An 18,882-nucleotide genomic window follows, 5' to 3' on the forward strand; every position below is an offset into this window, starting at 1 on the left:
GAGGACCGCACTGCGACGGCTACGGTGTGCCCACGGGTACCCGTGGGCGTAATGGTTGTGTCCGAGGGGGGACTTGAACCCCCACGCCCGTTAAAGGGCACTAGCACCTCAAGCTAGCGCGTCTGCCATTCCGCCACTCGGACAAGCTGCGCGACCTCCCGGCCCGCGAGCAGAAGGATAGCCCACACGTCCCAGGGCCCCGCGAGGGGACCTCCGGTGGTAGGAAGATCGGCGTGGCCAGCACTCTTGCAGCGGAGGACGAGGTAGTCGAGCTCACGTCCGAGCTCATCCGGATCGACACCACGAACACCGCGGATCCCGAGACTCTCGTCGGCGAGCGGGAGGCCGCGGAGTACGTGGCGGCGAAGCTGACCGAGGTCGGCTACGAGGTCGAGGTGCTCGAGTCCGGTGCTCCCCGGCGCAGCAACGTGTTCTGCCGGCTGAAGGGCGCCGACCCGGACCGGGGGGCGCTGCTCGTGCACGGCCACCTCGACGTGGTGCCCGCCGACCCCGCTGAGTGGTCGGTGCACCCGTTCTCCGGGGCGGTGCAGGACGGCTACGTCTGGGGCCGCGGCGCCGTGGACATGAAGAACATGGTGGGGATGACTCTCGCGGTCGCCCGCCGGTTCAAGCGCGACGGGGTGGTGCCGCCGCGCGACATCGTCTTCGCCTTCGTCGCCGACGAGGAGGCCGGTGGGAGCTACGGTGCCCAGTGGCTCGTCGCGAACCGGCCCGATCTGTTCGAGGGTTGCACCGAGGCCGTCGGTGAGGTGGGCGGGTTCTCCCTGACCCTTGCCGAGGACCGCCGCGTCTACCTCGTGGAGACGGCCGAGAAGGGGCTCGCCTGGATGAGGCTGCGCGCTCGGGGCAAGCCCGGGCACGGGTCCTTCCTGCACGACGACAACGCCGTGACGAAGGTCGCCGAGGCGGTGGCGCGGCTGGGCAACCACCGCTTCCCGCTGGTGCTCACCGACACCGTGCGCGCGTTCACCGAGCGGATGGCCGAGCTCACCGGGCAGGAGTTCCCCGAGGACGACCTGGAGGGGGCGCTCGCCAAGCTCGGGCCGCTCGCCCGGATGGTGGGCGCCACCGTCCGCGATACCGCCAATCCGACCATGCTCTCGGCGGGCTACAAGGCCAACGTCATCCCCTCGTCGGCCGAGGCGGTGGTCGACTGCCGCGTGCTGCCCGGGCGGGAGAAGGCGTTCCTGCGTGAGGTCGACGAGCTGCTCGGTCCGGACGTCACGCGGGAATGGGTGCAGAATCTGCCCGCGGTGGAGACGCCGTTCGGCACCCCGCTCACCGACGCGATGGCCGCCGCGTTGCTCACCGAGGACCCCGGCGCGACGGCCGTGCCGTACATGCTCTCCGGTGGTACCGACGCGAAGTCGTTCCAGTCGCTCGGCATGGAGTGCTACGGCTTCGCCCCGCTGCGCCTTCCGCCCGACCTGGACTTCGCGTCGCTCTTCCACGGGATCGACGAGCGGGTGCCCGTCGAGTCGTTGAAGTTCGGCTGCCGTGTACTCGACACCTTCTTGAGGAGTTGCTGAATGGATCTCACGGGCAAAGCCGCCCTGGTGACCGGCGGGGCGTCGGGGATCGGGGCCGCCGCGGTGCGGAGACTGGCCGCTGCCGGGGCCGTCGTCGCCATCGCCGATCGGGACGAGGCCGGGGCGCGCGCTCTCGCCGAGGAGGTGGGCGGGCTAGCCCTGCCGGGCGACGCGTCGGAGCCCGACACGATGGCGATGGCCGTCGACGTGGCCGAGGACGCGTTCGGCCGGCTCAACATCGTGCTGCTCAACGCCGGGGTCACGGCGGGTCAGTCGGGCGTGGAGACGCTCGACCTGGCGGCGTACCGACGGATCATGGGTGTCAACGTCGATCACGTGGTCTTCGGGCTGACGGCGGCGGTGCCGGCCCTGCGGCGGGCGGGCGGCGGCAACATCGTGGCCACGGCGTCACTGGCAGGCCTGGTTCCCTTGCCGGGCGATGCCCTCTACACCCTGACGAAGCACGCGGTGGTCGGGTACGTCCGCGCGGTCGGGCCCACGCTCGCGCCCGAGGGGATCCGGGTGAACGCGGTCTGTCCCGGCTTCGCCGACACCCCGCTGATCGCGCGCGTCAAGCCGAAGTTCGCCGACTTCCCGCTGCTCGCCCCGGAGGACGTGGTGGCGGCGATCGAGTCGATCCTCGAGCGCGGGGAGCCGGGGGAGTGCTGGTTCGTGCAGCCCGGGCGCGAGCCTGCCCCGTACGCCTTCCGAGGGGTGCCGGGCCCGAAGGACGGCACACCCCCGCCGACGGGGGTGTCGTGGGCGGACCACTGACCCCCTGATGGGGACGGGCTAGACGGAGAGCTCGGGGAGCATCCTCGAGCTTCGCCGCCGGCGCAGCCACACCTTCCGGACACCGCCCGGGTAGAGCCGCACGCGCGAAAGCTCCCAGCCGCCGAACTCGGCCTGGATCGCCAGTCGCACCGCCGCGGTCATCCGGGAGACATCTCCGGGAAGCTGGACCGGGCGGTACTCCCAGTCTCCGTCTGCAGAATCCCCCTCGATCGTGCCGGTCGGGCCGCTTCGCTCCACCGGCTCACCTCCCCGCCAGCTCGCCCACCTGCAGAATCCGACGTTGTGGTGAACGCCGGGTGGAATCCCCACACCATAGGCCCGGCAGGGGTGACGTGCCAGGTTCTCGCGCGCTCAACGCGTGGCGCTCACGTCGTCGAGCGCGGAGCGTATCTCGGCCGGCAACGTCACCGACTCGGCCGCCATCGACGCAGCCAGCTGCGCTGCGTCCCGGGCGCCGACGATCGCCGCGGCCACACCGGGCCGGTCGCGCACCCACGCCAACGCCACCGAGAGCGGTGAGGTACCCAGTCCGTCGGCCGCCGTGAGCACGGCCTGCACGATCCGGGCCGAGCGCTCGTTGCGCCGCGCCTCCACGTAGGGCGCCAGCGTGGGCGATGCCGCGCGCGAGTCGGCCGGGGTGCCGTCGGCGTACTTGCCGGTGAGGACGCCGCGCCCGAGCGGAGCCCAGGCCAGGAGCCCGAGGCCGTGGTGCTGCGCGGCCGGGAGGAGCTCGTGCTCGACGTCGCGGGACAGCAGGGAGTACTCCACCTGCGCCGACACCGGCACTGTGATGCTGCCGAGGGTTCGCCCGCGCTCGGCCACCGTGGCGAGTTGCCATCCCGCGGGAGCGACGAGGCCCGCGTAGCGGACCTTGCCGGCCATCACGGCCAGCTGCACAGCGGAGAGCGTCTCCTCCAGCGGGACGGTGGCGTCGAAGCCGGGCAGCTGCCAGAGATCCAGGTGGTCGATGCCGAGCCGAGCGAGCGTGGCGTCGAGCGCCGCGAGCAGAGCGCCACGCGCCGCGCCGTCCCCGAGCGGGCCACCGGGCAGCGAGGCTCGCCCGGCGATCACGAGTTGCTCACGCGCCACGGCGGACGCGAGGACCCCACGCAACGTCTCCTGCGCGGCGCCGTCGCCATAGGCGTCGGAGGTCTCCACGAGGGTGCCGCCGGCGTCGACGAACGCGGCGAGCTGAGCCTTCGCGGCGTCGGCATCGGTGTCGGCACCCCACGTCAAGGTGCCGAGGCCGATGTGCGACACCTCCAACCCGCTGGTCCCGACCCGTCGCCGCCGCACAAGAAGAGCCTAGGCGTGCCCACGACCGGGGTCTCGGTACGGTCCGCGCGTGACTTGGCTGGAAGTGCTGGTTCTCGGTGTTGTGCAAGGTTTGACGGAGTTCCTGCCGATCTCTTCGTCGGCCCATCTACGGATCGTCTCCGAGGTCTTCTTCGGGCGCGACGCGGGCGCGGCGTTCACCGCGGTCACCCAGCTGGGCACCGAACTCGCGGTGATCGTGTTCTTCGCGCGCGACATCGGGCACCTCGTCGCCACCTGGTTCCGGGGCTTCACGAACGCAGCCGTCCGTACCACGCCGGACTACCGGATGGCGTGGCTCGTGATCATCGGCACGATCCCGATCGGTCTGCTCGGTGTGATCTTCGAAGACCAGATCCAGACCGCGGCACGCAACCTCTGGCTCATCGCGACCACGCTGATCCTGTTCGGCCTGCTGCTCGGACTGGCCGAGCGGGTCGGCCGGCAGCGGCTGGAGCTGGACCAGATGAAGCCGGTGGACGGCGTCCTGCTCGGCTTCGCGCAGGCGATGGCGTTGATCCCCGGGGTCTCCCGTTCCGGCGGCACGATCACCGCGGGGCTGTTCCTCGGCTTCACCCGCCCCGCCGCCGTGCGCTACTCGTTCCTGCTCGCGATCCCGGCCGTGGTGGCATCGGGGCTGTTCCAGCTTCCCGACGTCTTCGCCGGTGACGGGCCGAGCCCGCTGCAGATGGCCGTCGCCACCATCATCGCGTTCGCCATCGGCTACGCCTCGATCGCGTGGCTGCTGCGCTACGTCGAACGGCACAGTGTGTACCTCTTCGTCTGGTATCGAGTGGTTCTGGGGGCGGTGCTGTTCGTGGCGCTGGGTGCGGGCTGGCTCACGGCGACCTGACCGTCCCGATCGTGGCTCGGCACCGCAGCCGCAGCCCTCGTCCGTCGGTGGCACGTAGGCTCGGTGATCGTGACCGGACCCCGACGGGCCCGGCGAGGCCGCGACGAAACGTGGGAGAGGAGCTGACGTGACCACGCTCATCCTGCTCCGCCACGGCAGGTCGGCGGCCAATGCGGCCGGTGTCCTCGCCGGGCGCAGCCCCGGTGTGGAGCTGGACGACGTGGGGCTGGCGCAGGCGCAGAAGCTGGTGGACCGGCTCACGGGCGTGCCCGTCTCGGAGATCGTCTGCTCGCCGATGGTGCGGTGCGAGCAGACCATCGCCCCGCTGGCGAAGGACCGCGGACTGACGTCGGTGCCGGAGCCCGAGCTCGCCGAGGTGGACTACGGGTCGTGGACCGGGGCTGCGCTCAAGACGTTGTTCAAGGAGCCCTTGTGGAAGGTCGTGCAGGCGCACCCGTCCGCGGCCGTGTTCCCGGGCGGTGAGGGGCTGGCGGGCATGCAGGCCCGTGCGGTGGCGGCCGTGCGCAGGCACGGGGCGCGCATCGCCGAGGAGCACGGGCCCACAGCGGTGTGGCTGGCGTGCACCCACGGCGACGTGATCAAGGCCGTGCTGGCCGACGCGCTGGCCACCCACCTGGACAACTTCCAGCGCATCGTGGTCGACCCGGGCTCGATCAGCGTCGTGCACTACACCGACACGCGGCCGTTCGTCGCGCGGGTCAACGACCTCGGCGGCGACGTCGCCGGGCTGATCCCGCCGAAGCCGAAACGCCGGCGCAAGTCGACCTCTCGCAGCTCGGACGCGGTGGTGGGCGGCAGCACCGGTACCTGATCGACCGAGGACGTGCCGTGCGGGCCGCGGTGGCTTACTCTCGATGGCGTCATGTCACGCGTCATCCATGTCTTCCGCCAGCCCGAGCGCTTCGTCGCCGGGACCGTTGGCGAACCCGGCGACCGCTCCTTCTACCTGCAGGCCATCGAGGACGCTCGCACGATCAGCGTCCTGCTCGAGAAACAGCAGGTCTCGGTTCTTGCCGACCGCATCAGCGCGTTGCTGCAGGAGGTGGCGCGCCGGTTCGGCGACGAAGTTCCCGAGGGCACCGGTGGCAGCGATCTCGACCCGCTCGCCGTGCCGCTCGAGGAGGAGTTCCGGGTCGGCACCATGGGCCTGGGCTGGGACGCCGACTCGCGCTCCATCGTCGTCGAACTGCTCGCGGTCACCGACGAGGAGGTCGACGAGTCCGTCGTCCTCGACGACACCGAGGAGGGCCCCGACGCTCTTCGCGTGTTCCTCTCGCCGGTGCAGGCCCGAGCCTTCGCCGACAGGGCGGAGCGGGTGGTGTCCGCCGGGCGACCGCCCTGCCCGTTGTGCGCCGAGCCACTCGACCCGGAGGGTCACGTGTGCGTGCGGCTGAACGGCTACCACGAGCGCTCCCCGGTCGGGGACTGACGAGAGACCGACGCTGACGCACGTGGACCCTCGCGACCCGGCTGTGCCGGAACTACTCCGGCGAGGCCGGATAGAGATCACCGGACGACTGGTGGACGCCTCGAACGCCACCTTGTTCGGCACCATCACCAGCAACGGGCTCGAGGCGCAGTGCGTCTACAAGCCGGTGCGCGGTGAGCGCCCGCTCTGGGACTTCCCGGACGGCACGCTCGCCGGGCGCGAGGTGGCGACATACCTGGTGTCGGAGGCCGCCGGCCTGCATGTCGTGCCGGCCACCGTGCTGCGCGACGGCCCGTTCGGGCCCGGGATGGTGCAGATCTGGGTGGACACCGACGAGGAGCGCGAGCTCGTCGACGTCTGCGCTCCGAAGGACGTTCCGCCGGGCTGGCTGGGGGTGCTGCGGGCGCGCGGTGACCGCGGCGAGCCCGCCGTGCTCGTGCACGCCGACACACCGGAGCTGCAGGCGATGGCCGCGTTCGACGTGGTCACCAACAACGCCGACCGCAAGGGCGGCCACGTCCTCGCCGGCGTCGACGGCAACGTCTACGGCGTCGACCACGGGCTGTGCCTGCACACCGAGGAGAAGCTCCGCACGGTGCTGTGGGGCTGGGTGGGCAGGCCGTTGCCCGAGCACGTCACGGACGCGATGAGCCGCCTGCGCTCCGAGCTCGACGACGGGCTCTGCGACACGCTGGGCGAGCACATCACCCGCCGCGAGATGCGCACGTTGTCGGCCCGCGTGGACGCGATGCTCGCCGACCCGTGCTATCCGGAGCCCTCCGGCTTCGGCCCCGCCATTCCCTGGCCGGCCTTCTGAGCCTGCGGTGCGTACGTACCTCTGAATCCTGCGTTCACCGACGCTGCACGCCATTGCCTGGTACCGGTAGGACCAGGCAAACCGGAGTGTTCTCCGAGTACTGTCATTGATGCCCACATGGGACATGCGGTAGAGGAGTTACGCACGTGGACATCGGCCTGCACATCGCGAATTTCACCTTTCCGGCGGGGCCTTCCGGGCTCGCCGACGACCTCACACGGATCGTCACCGTGGCTGAGGACGCGGGCTTCGGGCGGGTCAGCGTCATGGACCACATCTGGCAGATCCGCGGCATCGGGCCGGTCGAGGACGACATGCTCGAGGCGTACACCACCCTCGGCTACCTTGCGGCGCGCACATCACGGGTGCAGCTGCTGGCCTGGGTCACGGCGGCGACGTACCGGGAGCCCGGGATGCTCGCGAAGATGGTCAGCACGCTGGATGTGCTCTCGGGCGGACGTGCCTGGCTGGGTATCGGCGCCGGGTGGAACGAGGAGGAGGCGAACGGGCTCGGACTGCTGTTCCCGCCCACCGCCGAGCGGTTCGAGCGACTGGAAGAGAGCCTGCAGATCTGCCTGCAGATGTGGGGGGCCGAGGACGGCCCCTACCAGGGGAAGCACTACCGGCTCGCGCGGACGCTGAACGTCCCGCAGCCGCTGAGCCGGCCGCACCCGCCGATCCTGATCGGCGGCGGCGGGGAGAAGAAGACGCTGCGGCTCGTCGCGCAGTACGCGCAGGCCTGCAACCTGTTCGACGGGCCCGAGGTGGAGCACAAGCTGGACGTGCTGCGTGGGCACTGCGAGGCGGTCGGCCGCCCGTACGACGAGATCGAGAAGACCGTCATGATGCGCCTCGACCCCGGCGAGAACGGCGAGAAGATCGACGCGATCATCGGGCGCCTGGAGCAGCTGGCGGCGCTGGGCGTCGCCGAGGTGCACGGCTACGTGCCCGGCATGTGGGAGATCACGCCGTTGGAGCTCCTCGGGCGCGAGGTCGTGCCGGCCGCCGCGAAGTTCTGACGTCCTGCCGCCCCGCCGGGCGCCCGCGAAATTCCGGGCGTCCGGCGGGGTCGGCGTGAGGCGGGCGACGAGCTGAGCGATGCGCTCCGCGGGTAACGTCGCCGGGGCCGAGGTGAGGGAGAGCGATGACCGTGGCAGACGCAAAGAGCCGTATCGGAGTCACCGGGCTGGCGGTGATGGGGGCGAACCTCGCCCGCAACATCGCCCGGCGGGGCACCGCTGTGGCCGTGCACAACCGGACGCCGGCACGCACGCGCGAGTTCATGGAGGCATACGGGGACGAGGGCGCCTTCACGGCCGCGGAGAGCATGGAGGACTTCGTCGCCGCGCTGGAGCGGCCGCGCCGGATCATCGTGATGGTCAAGGCCGGGGCCCCCGTCGATGCGGTGATCGAGGAACTCTCCCCGCTCCTCGACGAGGGCGACATCATCATCGACGCCGGCAACTCGCACTTCCCCGACACCAAGCGGCGCACCGATGCCTGCGCAGAGCGCGGGCTGCGTTTCATGGGCGTCGGAGTGTCCGGCGGCGAGGAGGGCGCGCTGCTCGGGCCCAGCATCATGCCCGGGGGCGACCCCTCGGCATATGCCGAGGTCGAGGACATCTTCACGGGCATCGCCGCCGTGGTCGACGGAACGCCGTGCTGCGTGCACGTCGGCCCGGACGGCGCAGGCCACTACGTGAAGATGGTGCACAACGGCATCGAGTACGCCGACATCCAGCTCATCGCCGAGGCGTACGACCTGCTCACGCACGTGGCAGGGCTCGATGCCCCGGCGATCGGCAAGATCTTCGAGGAGTGGAACGCGGGCGACCTCGAGTCGTACCTCATCGAGATCACCGGCGAGGTCCTCCAGAAGACCGACGCACGCACCGGAGGCCCGCTCGTCGACGCCATCGTCGACCAGGCCGAGCAGAAGGGCACCGGCCGCTGGACATCGCAGGACGCTCTGGAGCTCGGCGTCCCGCTCACCGGCATCACCGAGGCCGTGTTCGCGCGCACGCTCTCCTCGCTGCGCCAGGAGCGCAAGGCGGCAGCCGCCACGCTGGCCGGGCCCGTGCCGGGAGCCGGGGAGAACCGCACCGATCTCGTCGAGGACATCCGCCAGGCGCTCTACGCGAGCAAGGTCGTGGCGTACGCGCAGGGCTTCGCGCAGATGCGGGCCGCGTCGCAGGCCAACGACTGGAACCTCGACCTCGGCGCCATGGCCACCATCTGGCGGGGCGGCTGCATCATCCGCGCCCGGTTCCTCAACCGCATCCGCGAGGCCTACGCCGAGCACGAGGACATCGAGAACCTGCTGATGGTGCCGTACTTCACCGAGGCCGTGGCCAACGCACAGGACGCGTGGCGGCGGGTGGTGGCCACGGCGACGGAGCAGGGCGTGGCGATCCCGGCGTTCTCGTCGTCGCTGTCCTACTACGACGGCTACCGCCGCGAGCGTGGCCCGGCCAACCTCATCCAGGGTCTGCGCGACTACTTCGGCGCCCACACCTACCGCCGGATCGACGCGGAGGGCTCGTTCCACACGCGGTGGGCCCAGGACGGCACCGAGGTGAGAACCGACGCCTGACCCCGGGCATCTTGGCGTCGCGGCGGTTCTTGGCACACTTCGCAGCGCGTGGGGCCGCCTCGCAGCGGGCCGGCGTGCTGCGAGCACGCACCACACGCTGCCACGTCACGTTGGGGACGCCGCTGCCGTGGCTCGCGGCGCTGTTGGTGGCCTATCTGCTGGTCCCGATCGGTGCGTTCCTCGTGCGGCTGGCGGAAGCGCCGGCTGACCAGCTCACGGTGCCGGGTATCGGCGATGCGCTGGGCGTCTCGGTGGTCACGGCCACGGTCGCCACGGTCGTCATCGCTGTCGGCGGCATACCGCTGGGCTACCTGCTGGCGCGGGCCCGCGGCCGTGCCGCCGAACTGCTCGGCGTGGCGGTGCAGTTGCCACTGGCCCTTCCGCCGCTGGTCAGCGGCTTGCTGCTGGTGTATGTGATCGGTCCGTACACGATGCTCGGGGAGCTGTTCGGCGGCGGGCTGACCGATGACCTGACCGGGGTGGTGCTGGCCCAGGTCTTCGTGGCCGCGCCCTTCCTGATCATCGCTGCGCGGTCGGCGTTCGCGGCGTTGGATCCCGAGCTCGCCGACGTCGCTGCGACCCTGGGCCACGGGCGCTGGTCGCGGTTCGTGCGGGTGGCCCTCCCGGGGGCCTGGGCCGGGATCCGGGCCGGCCTGCTCCTGGCCTGGCTGCGCGCTTTCGGGGAGTTCGGGGCCACCGTCGTGCTCGCCTACCACCCGTACTCGCTGCCGGTCTTCACCTACGTGGAGTTCGGCAGTTCCGGGGTGGACACCACGCTGATCCCCGTGGCCACGGCATTGCTCGCTGCCGTGGTGGTGCTTGCCCTGAGCGGGGCCGCGGGACACCGGTACGGCGGACGGCACGCGCGGGTGGCGCCGCCGCCGCCGCGCGCCCCGGCCGCCCGCCCTCCCGAGCGGCTCGGCTTCGACCTCGACGCCCGGCTGGGCGGGTTCCATCTGCGGGTGAGCCACTGCGCGCTCAGCAGTCATCTGGCAGTGCTCGGGCCGTCCGGGGCGGGGAAGTCACTGATGCTCAAGTTGCTCGCCGGACTCGTCCCGCTGCGCGAGGGAGGGGTGCATCTCGGGGGCCACGCGCTCACCGGGATCGACCCCGAGCGCCGCGACGTGGGCTACGTGCCGCAGGATTCCTGCCTGCTCCCGCATCTGCCGGTGTGGCGCCAGATCACCTTCGGGGTCGGCACTGACCCCGCCGTCGCCGCCCACTGGCTCACCCGACTGCACCTCGACGGCCTCGAGGACCGGCTGCCCCACCAGCTGTCGGGCGGGCAGCGCCGCCGGGTCGCGCTGGCCAGGGCGCTCGCCCGCCAGCCCCGGCTGCTGCTGCTCGACGAGCCCTTCACCGGGCTCGACACGCCCGTGCGCGACGAGCTCCGTCGCGAGCTGCGGCGCGTCCAGCGCGACACCGCGGTGACCACGGTGCTCGTCACCCACGATCCCGAGGAGGCGGCACTGCTCGCCGACGAGGTACTGCTGGTGGCCGACGGGGCGCTGCTGCAGAGCGGCCGCCAGCGGGAGGTCTTCGCCCGCCCGGCAGGCCCGGCCGTCGCGCGTCTGCTGGGCATCCGCAACCTGCACGCGGGCCGCATGCGTGACGCCGGAGCGCTCGAGTCGGCGGGAACGGCGATCGCAACGGGCGCGGCCGGCCTTCCGGCCGGGACCGACGTCGAGTGGTGCATCCGCCCGGAACACGTCGAGCTCGACTCGGGGCCCGCCGGCGCCGGTGAACACGGGGCAACGGTCATCGACGTGGTCCACATGGGGGCCGTCGCCGAGCTGCTGGTCGTGCTGGACGGGGGCTGCGAGCTCACCGCCGTCAGCGCGGGCGACGGGCCGGCGACGACCGGTGCGCGCTGCCGCGTGCGGCTCCCTCCGGAACGGATCGTCGTTTGGCCGACGCCGGCCGATCGGGTTGACGGTGGGCCGGCCGTCGCTGTGAGCAATTCATGAAGCGGGAATCTGCGGGTGCAGCGCCGCGGGAACCGCGTTGGCCGCGCCGGAGACCTTCGGCGGCGACGTCAGCCTGAATCCGTTGGCCGTCAGCGCCGAGGTGCCGTCGTGACCGAGCAGATAGTTGACGAAGGCCACTGCACCGGCCTGGTCGGGTGCGTTGTCGAGCACGGTGACCGTGTAGTTCGCCGCCAACGACTGCGGGGACACAGCGATCGTCGGGATCTTGTCGGGCGTCGCTTCGGCGGAGTAGAAGAACCCGGCGTCGAGCTGACCGGACTGCAGCCGCCCGACCAGCTCGGTCTCCGGGAACACCTCCGCCTGGTCTGCGGCGAGCTTCGAGAGGCCGTTCTGGTCGAGCGCCTGCACCGCCAGTTTCCCCTTCGGATCAGTGGTGGGATCGGTGCGGCCCAAGCGGAAGCCCGGCTCGGCGAGCACCTGCTGCCACGGCTTGGACTTCAGGTCGGCGGCGAACTTGCCGTTCGGGTTGTAGCCGATCACGAGCGGCGAGGACGCGAACGTGGCGAACCACGACACCTCCTTGCCGTTGGCCGCGCCCTCGAGGGTCGAGTTGGTGGCGGGGCTGGCGCTGATGAAGACGTCGGCCTGCTTGACCTTGCCCTTGATCTCGTTCGCCAGCGCGTCCGAGCCGCCGCCTTCCCCCTGGTACTGAAAGCCGCTGGCCGCCGCGAACTTCGGTCCGATCGCTCGCTCCATCACGTTCACGAGGGAACCCGCGTAGAGGACGTGCACGGGCCCGCGGTTCGCGGCCGGGGCTGCCGTGTTCGGGCCCGAGCCTGTACACCCAGCCAGCGCCAGCCCGGCCACCACCAGCACACCCACCACACTCCACGACCGCATCAGATCCTCCGGCTCGTTCCTGCCACAGCGCCCCGCCGTGGAACCACTCCACCTCAATGTTCCGCAATTGCGGCGAGAAACCGAAGCTGATCACCGCTGGCGAGGAAAAATGAGAATCTCTGGGCCGAATCTGCTATTTGTATTCCGCCCCGGCCGCCCGATTCCGACCGGGCACCAGGTGCCGGAGGAGACTGGGCGGCATGCGGATCCTGATCACGGGAGGAACGAGCGGGCTGGGGCTGGCCATGGCCCGCGCACTCGTCGAGGACGGGCACCGGATCGTCATCACCGGCCGCGCCGCCGAGCGTGCCGCGGAGGTGGCCGCGACGCTGTCCGGCGAGGTGCACGGCATCGGGATGGACGTTCGTGACAGTGGATCGGTGCGTGCCGGGCGCGACCGCACGATCGACCTGCTCGGTGGCCTGGACGTGCTGGTCAACAACGCCGGTATCGGCATGCGCACGGTGAACCCGCGGTTCATGGTGGAGCGCCGGCCGTTCTGGCAGGTGCCGGAGGAGGGGTTCCGCGACGTGGTGGACACCAACCTGACCGGCTACTTCCTCGTCGCCTCCGCCGTGGTGCCCGACCTGCTGGCGTCCCCCGGTGGCCGGATCATCAACGTCAGCGTGAACTACGCGACGATGACCCGGGCCGGGTTCGTGCCGTACGGGCCTTCTCGGGCGGGCTCGGAGGCGTTGTCCCGGGTCATGGCCGCCGATCTGGCCGACACCTCTGTCCGGGTGAACATTCTCCTTCCCGGGGGCGGCACCGCGACCGGCATGACGGAGGGCGTTGTGGCCGGCGCGGCACACCTGCTGTCCGCCGACGTCATGGCCGAACCGGTGCGCTGGCTCTGCTCTCCGGCCGCCGCCGACACCCATGACCAGCGCATCGTCGCCACCGAGTTCCAGGACTGGCTCGCGGACGCAGACTCCCGGCGATCCTGAAACTCGTCACCCGGACGGCGTGCGGGAGATCGTGACGAACGCTGTCGCTGTGCCCGCTGGGCCGTCTCAGCGATGGAAAAGCCTGGTCACGGGCTCGTATCGTCCGGCGGATGGGGACCGACGACGGCACGCGGTGGCGTGGGTTCGCGTCCAGCGGGGCCGGGAGCCGCGCCCGCAGGCGGTTCGCCGCGCTGCTGCCGGCCGTCGTGGTGGCCGTCGCGTCCTGCGCCGGCGTGCCGCACGTCGCGCCACCGCCTGCGGGCGGGCCGGGGGCCGCCGCGCCGGCCGGGCCCGCCCCGGCCCCCGTGGCCGACGGGCTCCCCGGGATGCCGCCGGTGCTCGACCCACGCAACATCTACTCCGCCACCGGGCCGACGATGTTCACCGATGCGGCGAAGGCAGCGAAGCCCTTGGTGTACGTGCCGCACACGAAGAGCGGCGATGTCTGGGTGATCGACCCCGCCCGCCTCGCCGTCGTGGCGAGGTACGAGCTGGGCGGCGAGTTGCAGCACGTGGTGCCGTCCTACGACATGAAGACGCTCTACGCCACCGACGACATCACGAACAAGATGACGCCGTTCGACCCGAGGACGGGCGAGCCCGGACCGAACATCCCGGTGCAGGACCCGTACAACATGTACTTCACCCCGGACGGCCGCACGGCGATCTCCGTGGCCGAGGCCCAGAAGCGGCTGGTGTTCTACGACCCGCACACCTGGCAGGAGCAAGGCGACCTGCCCACCCCCGACTGCGCCGGGATCGACCACGCGGACTTCACCGCCGACGGGCGCACGGCCGTGTTCAGCTGCGAGTTCGCCGGGCGGGTTGCGGTGGTCGACGTGGCGTCGCGCCGCTTGCTCCGCATGATCGACATGCCCGTGCGGAACACGACGATGGGCCCGCAGGACGTCAAGCTGGCTCCGGACGGCTCGGTGTTCTACGTCGCCGACAGCGAGCAGAACGGGCTGTGGGTGATCGACGGCGCGGCCACCGAAGTGCTTCGCGAGATCCCCACCGGGCACGGCGCGCACGGGATCTACCTCTCCCGCGACGCGCAGCGGATGTTCGTCACGAACCGCCACGAGGGCAGCGTCAGCGTGCTCGACGCCTACACGGGCGCCCCGATCACGAAGTGGTGGATCCCCGGTGGCAGCCCGGACATGGGCAACGTGACCCCGGACGGCCGGCAGTTGTGGCTCTCGGGCCGCTACGACCGCGCGGTCTACGTCATCGACACCACCGACGGGCGCCTGATCCACACGTTCCGCGTGGGGCACGGGCCACACGGGCTGTGCGTGTGGCCGCAGCCCGGTCGCTATTCGCTGGGGCACACCGGAATCACGCGCTGAGGGGCTCCCGCAGCAACGACACCACCTCGTGCGCGGCCGCCCGCCCGGCCCTGTTGGCGCCGATCGTGCTCGCGCTCGGGCCGTAGCCCACGAGATGGATGCGCGGGTCGGAGCGGACGCGGGTGCCGTCCACCGCGATCCCGCCGCCCGGGCCGCGCAGCCCCAGTGGGGCGAGGTGCCCCAGCGCTGCTCGCCAGCCGGTGGCCCAGAGGATCACGTCGGCCGCCACGGTGGTGCCGTCGGCCCAGCTCACCCCGTCGGGGGTGATCCGCTCGAACATCGGCAGCCGGTGGAGCACGCCCGACTCCTGGGCCGCGCGAACCTGCGGGGTGAGCATCAACCCGGTCACGCCGACCACGCTCTGCGGTGGCAGCCCTGCCCGCACCCGCTCCTCGACGCGGGCCACGGCGGTGCGTCCCGCGTCCTCGTCGAAGGGGGCGTCCCTGAACTCCGGCGGCCGACGCGTCACCCACGTCGTGGCCGCAGCGACCGTGGCGATCTCCATGAGCAGTTGCACGGCGGACGTCCCGCCGCCGACCACCACCACCCGCAGCCCGGCGAACTCCTCCGGTCCGCGGTAGTCGGCCGTGTGCAGCTGGCGGCCACGGAAGGCGTCCTGCCCGGGGTAGCGGGGGCGGAAGGGGCGGGTCCACGTGCCGGTGGCGTTGATCAGGGCACGGGTCGTCCACGTGCCCGCGTCGGTCTCGACGAGCAGTTCGGGCGCACGGTCGCGAACGGCCGCGACGTGCACGGGGCGGCGCACCTGCAGGTCGAACTCGCGCTCGTACGCGGCGAAGTACTCGGGCACCACCTCGGCTGCGGGCCGCGACGGGTCGGCGGGCGCGAACGGCAGGCCCGGCAGGTCCTTGATGCCGTGGACCTTGTCGATCCGCAACGTCGACCAGCGGTGCCGCCATGCCCCGCCGGGGCCGTCCTCGCCGTCGAGCACGACGAAGCCGGCACCCGGCTCGAGCCCGGCCCGGCGCAGGCCGTACGCCGCGGACAACCCCGCCTGCCCGGCTCCGATCACCACGACGTCGCTACGCACAGCCGTGGAACACCGGACGCGCCGCGGGGCTTCCGCGCAGCTCAGCGCGTAGCGGGAACGGGGCACCGGGGGAGCGGACCGGCCGCGAACCGTTCGACCCAGCCGGCCACGTCCGCCGTGGTGACGTTGCCGCCGCAGATCACCAGACCGAGGCGGGCGTCCGGGCCGACACGGTCGAGCACCTCGGGGGCGGCGGCTACGAGGCAGCCGGCGGCGGGCTCCGCCCACACCTTCGCCTCCTCGGCGAGGGTGAGGGCGCCCGCGACAGCGTCGGCATCCGGCACGACGAGGACGTCCTCGACGAGGGCGCGGACGTGGTCGAGGGTCAGCTGCGACACGTGCGGCGCGCAGAGCGTGCTGGCGATCGAGGTCGGCGTGATGCCCACGGGCGACCCGCCCTTGAGCGCGCGCGCCATCGCGTCTGCTCCCTCGGTCTCGACACCCCAGATGCGCACGCCGGGCAGGAGGTGCCGCATGGCGGTGGCCACCCCCGAGATCAGGCCGCCGCCCCCGATGCTGACCAGCACGTCGGTGACGTCGGGTGCGTCGGCGGCGAACTCGGCGCCGACGGTGCCCTGGCCGGCCATCACGATCGGGTCGTCGAAGGGGTGCACGAGCGTGAGCCCGCCCGCCACGAGCTCGTCGAGCAGGGCGAAGGCGCTCCCCATGTCCGGCGTGAGGCGCACGGTGGCGCCTGCGGCCCTGCAGGCCGCGATCGACCGCTGCGGCGCCGACTCCGGCATCACCACGGTGGCGGCGACGTCCAGCGAACCGGCGACGTCGGCCAGCGCGATCCCGTGGTTGCCGCCACTGACCGCCACTGCGCCTGCCGCGAGCTCGGCGGGGGTGAGGCCGAGCAGCTTGTTGAACGCGCCGCGTGGCTTGAACGAGCCCGAGCGCTGCAGCAACTCCAGCTTGAGCGTGACGGGCACCCCGAGGTGTGCGGTGAGGCCCGGGCTGGCGACGGTGGGGGTGCGCAACACGTGCCCCGCGATGCGTTCGGCCGCTGCCGTGATGTGGTCGATGGTGATCAGGTCGCTCACATGGCAACGCTAACCCCCACATGTGGCCGCGGTCGCAGACGGGCTGCTCCCGGGGGATGGCGGAGCTGTGCCGGGGCGTGGTGGGGTTTGGCTGTGCTGCGTGCGTCGCGGATCGGCCTGCTGAGCACCCGTTACGAGATCGCCCGCGATGGAGCGACGCTGTGCACGTGGAAACCGTCTGCGTTCTTCGGCGGCGGTTCCTTCGTGCTCGAAGGCCGTCGCTACGACGTGGCGCGCGGCGGCTGGTCGTGGCGCCGCTACCGGCTGCTCGACGAGTCCGGCGAGCTCCTTGCGATGGCCGACGCCGTGGGCCGCGGCGAGTGGACGCTCGAGACCGGCGGCCACACGTACTCCTTCGAACGCCAGTCGCTGATCCGCAGTGAACACGTGCTGATCCAGGACGACGCCGTGGCCGGGTCGGTGCGGCGCATCAGCACGTGGCGGGGTGAGGCGGAGGCCGACCTTCCCGGCCTGCCCTTGCCCGTGCAGGTGTTCGTGCTGGTGAGCCTGCTGGCCGTGTGGGACGAGGAGTAGCCCGTTCCCGGGTGGGGCGCCGTCGCACCCGCCGGTCACTCGAACCGGTCGCCCGCACGCACTCGTGCTAGCTCCGGGGCCGGAGCCCGTGGACGAGCGTCTCGATCGTGTCGGCGATCAGGGCGTCCGGGGGCCGGTCGGGGAGCATCCCGCTGACGATCAGCGCGGTGAGCCCCTGGACCGTGGCGAGGATCGCAGTGGCCGCCTGATCGTTGTCGAGGTCGACGACGTCGTGGCGGTCCTGCGCCTCGCGGATCATGGCCGACGACGCGGCGAAGGCCCGATCGGCGGCGCGCCGCAGGGAATCGGCCTGAGGCCGGTTCTTGCTCGCGAACATCATGTCGAGCAGGGCCGGGTGGCGGGAGGCGAAGGTCACCCACGCCCGTGCGAAGGCGGTGAGCCGGACCGTGAACGATCCGTCCGCCTCCTGCACCGCCGCGTCCAGTTCGCGCCCCAGCCGTTCGAAGCCGTTCTCTGCGAGGGCGTCGAGCAAGGCCTGCTTGTCGGGGAAGTGGCGGCGCGGGGCGCCGTGGCTGACCCCCGCCTGCCGGGCGACCTCGCGGAGTGACACCTCGCCCACCCCGGTTCGTTCCAGCATCTGCTCGGCACATCTCAGCAACGCCTCACGGAGGTTGCCGTGGTGGTACGCGGTACGTGCCGGGGGCATGTCGGCAGGGTACCTCGATGTAGTCGTTGACAACAATGTATCCGCTGCCTACTTTGGCGGCCATGAGTACTCCCGCAGCGGATGCTGCCCGGATTGCCGGACGTCGGTTCGTGGTCACGGGGGCGAGCAGCGGGCTCGGCCTCGCCGCCGCCCGAGCGCTCGCCAGGGGCGGTGCCCGGGTCGTGCTGGCCGTTCGTGACGTCACCGCGGGCGAACGTGTCGCGGCGGAGCTGGGCGGCTCCACCGAGGTCCGCGCCCTGGACCTGGCCGACCTCGGCTCCGTGCGGCGGTTCGCCGAGTCCTGGGACGGCGACCTCGACGTGTTGATCAACAACGCCGGGGTGGGGAACCTACCGAAGCGCCGCGTCACGGCCGACGGGTTCGAGCTGCAGATGGGCACCAACCACTTCGGCCACTTCGCGTTGACGAACCTGTTGCTGCCGCACATCACGGACCGCGTGGTCACGGTCGCGTCGAACGCCCACCGGTCCGGCGGCATCGACCTCGCCGACGTCAACTGGGAGTCGCGGCCGTACCGGGTCTTCGCCTCCTACGGCCAGTCGAAGCTCGCCAACCTGCTGTTCACGCTCGAACTGCAGCGGCGCCTCGTCGCCTGCGGTTCTCCCGTCCTCGCGCTCGCCGCGCATCCCGGCGTGGCAGCGTCGAACCTCGTCCGCGACCTGCCGGCCGCCCTGGTCGTCGCCGCGAAGGTCGTCGGCACTGTCGTGCGGCAGAGCGCCGAGGCCGGCGCGGCGCCCACCCTCTTCGCCGCCACCCGGGACCTCCCCGGTGCCAGTTATGTCGGCCCGGGCGGCTTCAACGAGATGCGTGGACGCCCCACCCTCGTCGGGAGGTCGCCGGAAGCTGCCGACCCCGACCTCGCCCGCGATCTCTGGACACTGTCGGAGAAGCTCACGGGCGTGACGTTCCCGCTCGGTTCCGCCTGACGACTCCCTGGTCCGGCCCGAATTCCGAGAGCGGGCCGGTACGGCGAACCGCCGCTGGGCAGACGGACTCGCCCCCGAGTCGGGGGGACGTCGGCTCGCGGGCGAGCCCGTCACCGCTGCCTGCCACCACCCGCGCGGACGAGGGCG

19 protein-coding genes and 1 tRNA gene are annotated in these 18,882 nt (G+C 71.7%); 13 read left to right on the forward strand and 7 right to left on the reverse strand.

The window, feature by feature from the left end:
- Positions 1-58: 58 nt before the first annotated feature.
- Positions 59-143 (reverse strand) — tRNA-Leu (locus MMF94_RS06195).
- Between the two features lie 90 nt (positions 144-233).
- Between MMF94_RS06195 and MMF94_RS06200 the strand changes: the two genes are divergently transcribed.
- On the forward strand, positions 234-1,550 hold the full coding sequence (locus MMF94_RS06200) for a M20/M25/M40 family metallo-hydrolase (RefSeq protein WP_379660272.1): 1,317 nt from the start codon (positions 234-236) through the stop codon (positions 1,548-1,550).
- On the forward strand, positions 1,551-2,324 hold the full coding sequence (locus MMF94_RS06205) for an SDR family oxidoreductase (protein ID WP_241035291.1): 774 nt from the start codon (positions 1,551-1,553) through the stop codon (positions 2,322-2,324). It abuts the gene before it with no gap.
- An 18-nt stretch (positions 2,325-2,342) separates the two neighbouring features.
- On the opposite strand, the gene MMF94_RS06210 is transcribed toward MMF94_RS06205, so the two are convergent.
- Together MMF94_RS06210 and MMF94_RS06215 are read right to left on the reverse strand one after the other, a co-directional pair.
- Positions 2,343-2,582 carry a DUF5703 family protein gene (locus MMF94_RS06210; protein ID WP_241035292.1) on the reverse strand — a complete coding sequence of 80 codons (240 nt, stop codon included), beginning with the start codon at positions 2,580-2,582 and terminating at the stop codon, positions 2,343-2,345.
- Positions 2,583-2,696: 114 nt separating this feature from the next.
- Entirely contained in the window at positions 2,697-3,641 is a 945-nt protein-coding gene (locus MMF94_RS06215; protein ID WP_241035293.1) for an aldo/keto reductase, read from the reverse strand.
- A 49-nt stretch (positions 3,642-3,690) separates the two neighbouring features.
- Between MMF94_RS06215 and MMF94_RS06220 the strand changes: the two genes are divergently transcribed.
- The 7 genes from MMF94_RS06220 (at position 3,691) to MMF94_RS06250 (ending at position 11,339) form a co-directional block, all read left to right on the forward strand.
- Positions 3,691-4,512 (forward strand): undecaprenyl-diphosphate phosphatase, encoded by an 822-nt coding sequence (locus MMF94_RS06220; protein ID WP_241035294.1) that lies wholly within the window; start codon positions 3,691-3,693, stop codon positions 4,510-4,512.
- A 127-nt stretch (positions 4,513-4,639) separates the two neighbouring features.
- Positions 4,640-5,344 (forward strand): histidine phosphatase family protein, encoded by a 705-nt coding sequence (locus tag MMF94_RS06225; protein WP_241035295.1) that lies wholly within the window; start codon positions 4,640-4,642, stop codon positions 5,342-5,344.
- 51 nt (positions 5,345-5,395) lie between these two features.
- Positions 5,396-5,962 (forward strand): DUF3090 domain-containing protein, encoded by a 567-nt coding sequence (locus MMF94_RS06230; RefSeq protein ID WP_241035296.1) that lies wholly within the window; start codon positions 5,396-5,398, stop codon positions 5,960-5,962.
- A 22-nt stretch (positions 5,963-5,984) separates the two neighbouring features.
- Positions 5,985-6,779 (forward strand): SCO1664 family protein, encoded by a 795-nt coding sequence (locus tag MMF94_RS06235; protein WP_241035297.1) that lies wholly within the window; start codon positions 5,985-5,987, stop codon positions 6,777-6,779.
- Between the two features lie 146 nt (positions 6,780-6,925).
- Positions 6,926-7,798 carry an LLM class F420-dependent oxidoreductase gene (locus MMF94_RS06240; RefSeq protein ID WP_241035298.1) on the forward strand — a complete coding sequence of 291 codons (873 nt, stop codon included), beginning with the start codon at positions 6,926-6,928 and terminating at the stop codon, positions 7,796-7,798.
- A gap of 125 nt (positions 7,799-7,923) precedes the next feature.
- Entirely contained in the window at positions 7,924-9,372 is a 1,449-nt protein-coding gene (gene gndA, locus MMF94_RS06245) for an NADP-dependent phosphogluconate dehydrogenase (RefSeq protein ID WP_241035299.1), read from the forward strand.
- 74 nt (positions 9,373-9,446) lie between these two features.
- Positions 9,447-11,339 carry an ABC transporter ATP-binding protein/permease gene (locus MMF94_RS06250; RefSeq protein ID WP_241035300.1) on the forward strand — a complete coding sequence of 631 codons (1,893 nt, stop codon included), beginning with the start codon at positions 9,447-9,449 and terminating at the stop codon, positions 11,337-11,339.
- Here MMF94_RS06250 and MMF94_RS06255 read toward each other — a convergent pair.
- A complete protein-coding gene (locus tag MMF94_RS06255) occupies positions 11,334-12,200 on the reverse strand; it encodes an extracellular solute-binding protein (protein WP_241035301.1) in 867 nt (288 codons plus the stop codon). The two genes, MMF94_RS06250 and MMF94_RS06255, sit on opposite strands and share 6 nt — an antisense overlap.
- 200 nt (positions 12,201-12,400) lie before the next feature.
- Between MMF94_RS06255 and MMF94_RS06260 the strand changes: the two genes are divergently transcribed.
- Together MMF94_RS06260 and MMF94_RS06265 are read left to right on the forward strand one after the other, a co-directional pair.
- Positions 12,401-13,147, forward strand: a complete 747-nt coding sequence (locus MMF94_RS06260) for an SDR family NAD(P)-dependent oxidoreductase (RefSeq protein WP_241035302.1) — start codon at positions 12,401-12,403, stop codon at positions 13,145-13,147.
- 110 nt (positions 13,148-13,257) lie between these two features.
- The gene (locus MMF94_RS06265; protein WP_241035303.1) at positions 13,258-14,496 is read left to right on the forward strand and encodes a YVTN family beta-propeller repeat protein; all 1,239 of its coding nucleotides are present in this window, start codon (positions 13,258-13,260) and stop codon (positions 14,494-14,496) included.
- Here MMF94_RS06265 and MMF94_RS06270 read toward each other — a convergent pair.
- Together MMF94_RS06270 and MMF94_RS06275 are read right to left on the reverse strand one after the other, a co-directional pair.
- Positions 14,486-15,544, reverse strand: a complete 1,059-nt coding sequence (locus MMF94_RS06270) for an NAD(P)-binding domain-containing protein (protein ID WP_241035304.1) — start codon at positions 15,542-15,544, stop codon at positions 14,486-14,488. The genes MMF94_RS06265 and MMF94_RS06270 overlap by 11 nt on opposite strands.
- 41 nt (positions 15,545-15,585) lie before the next feature.
- Entirely contained in the window at positions 15,586-16,587 is a 1,002-nt protein-coding gene (locus MMF94_RS06275) for a threonine ammonia-lyase (RefSeq protein ID WP_241035305.1), read from the reverse strand.
- Positions 16,588-16,680: 93 nt separating this feature from the next.
- On the opposite strand from MMF94_RS06275, the gene MMF94_RS06280 reads away from it, so the two are divergent.
- On the forward strand, positions 16,681-17,121 hold the full coding sequence (locus MMF94_RS06280; RefSeq protein ID WP_241035306.1) for a hypothetical protein: 441 nt from the start codon (positions 16,681-16,683) through the stop codon (positions 17,119-17,121).
- A 67-nt stretch (positions 17,122-17,188) separates the two neighbouring features.
- Here the strand turns inward: MMF94_RS06280 and MMF94_RS06285 are convergent, their stop codons facing one another.
- Positions 17,189-17,788: a TetR/AcrR family transcriptional regulator gene (locus MMF94_RS06285; protein ID WP_241035307.1), complete on the reverse strand. Its 600-nt coding sequence runs from the start codon at positions 17,786-17,788 to the stop codon at positions 17,189-17,191.
- Positions 17,789-17,850: 62 nt separating this feature from the next.
- On the opposite strand from MMF94_RS06285, the gene MMF94_RS06290 reads away from it, so the two are divergent.
- The gene (locus MMF94_RS06290; protein ID WP_241035308.1) at positions 17,851-18,735 is read left to right on the forward strand and encodes an oxidoreductase; all 885 of its coding nucleotides are present in this window, start codon (positions 17,851-17,853) and stop codon (positions 18,733-18,735) included.
- Positions 18,736-18,882 lie beyond the last annotated feature (147 nt).

The organism is Pseudonocardia alaniniphila (assembly GCF_022524485.1).
Lineage (GTDB): Bacteria > Actinomycetota > Actinomycetes > Mycobacteriales > Pseudonocardiaceae > Pseudonocardia > Pseudonocardia alaniniphila.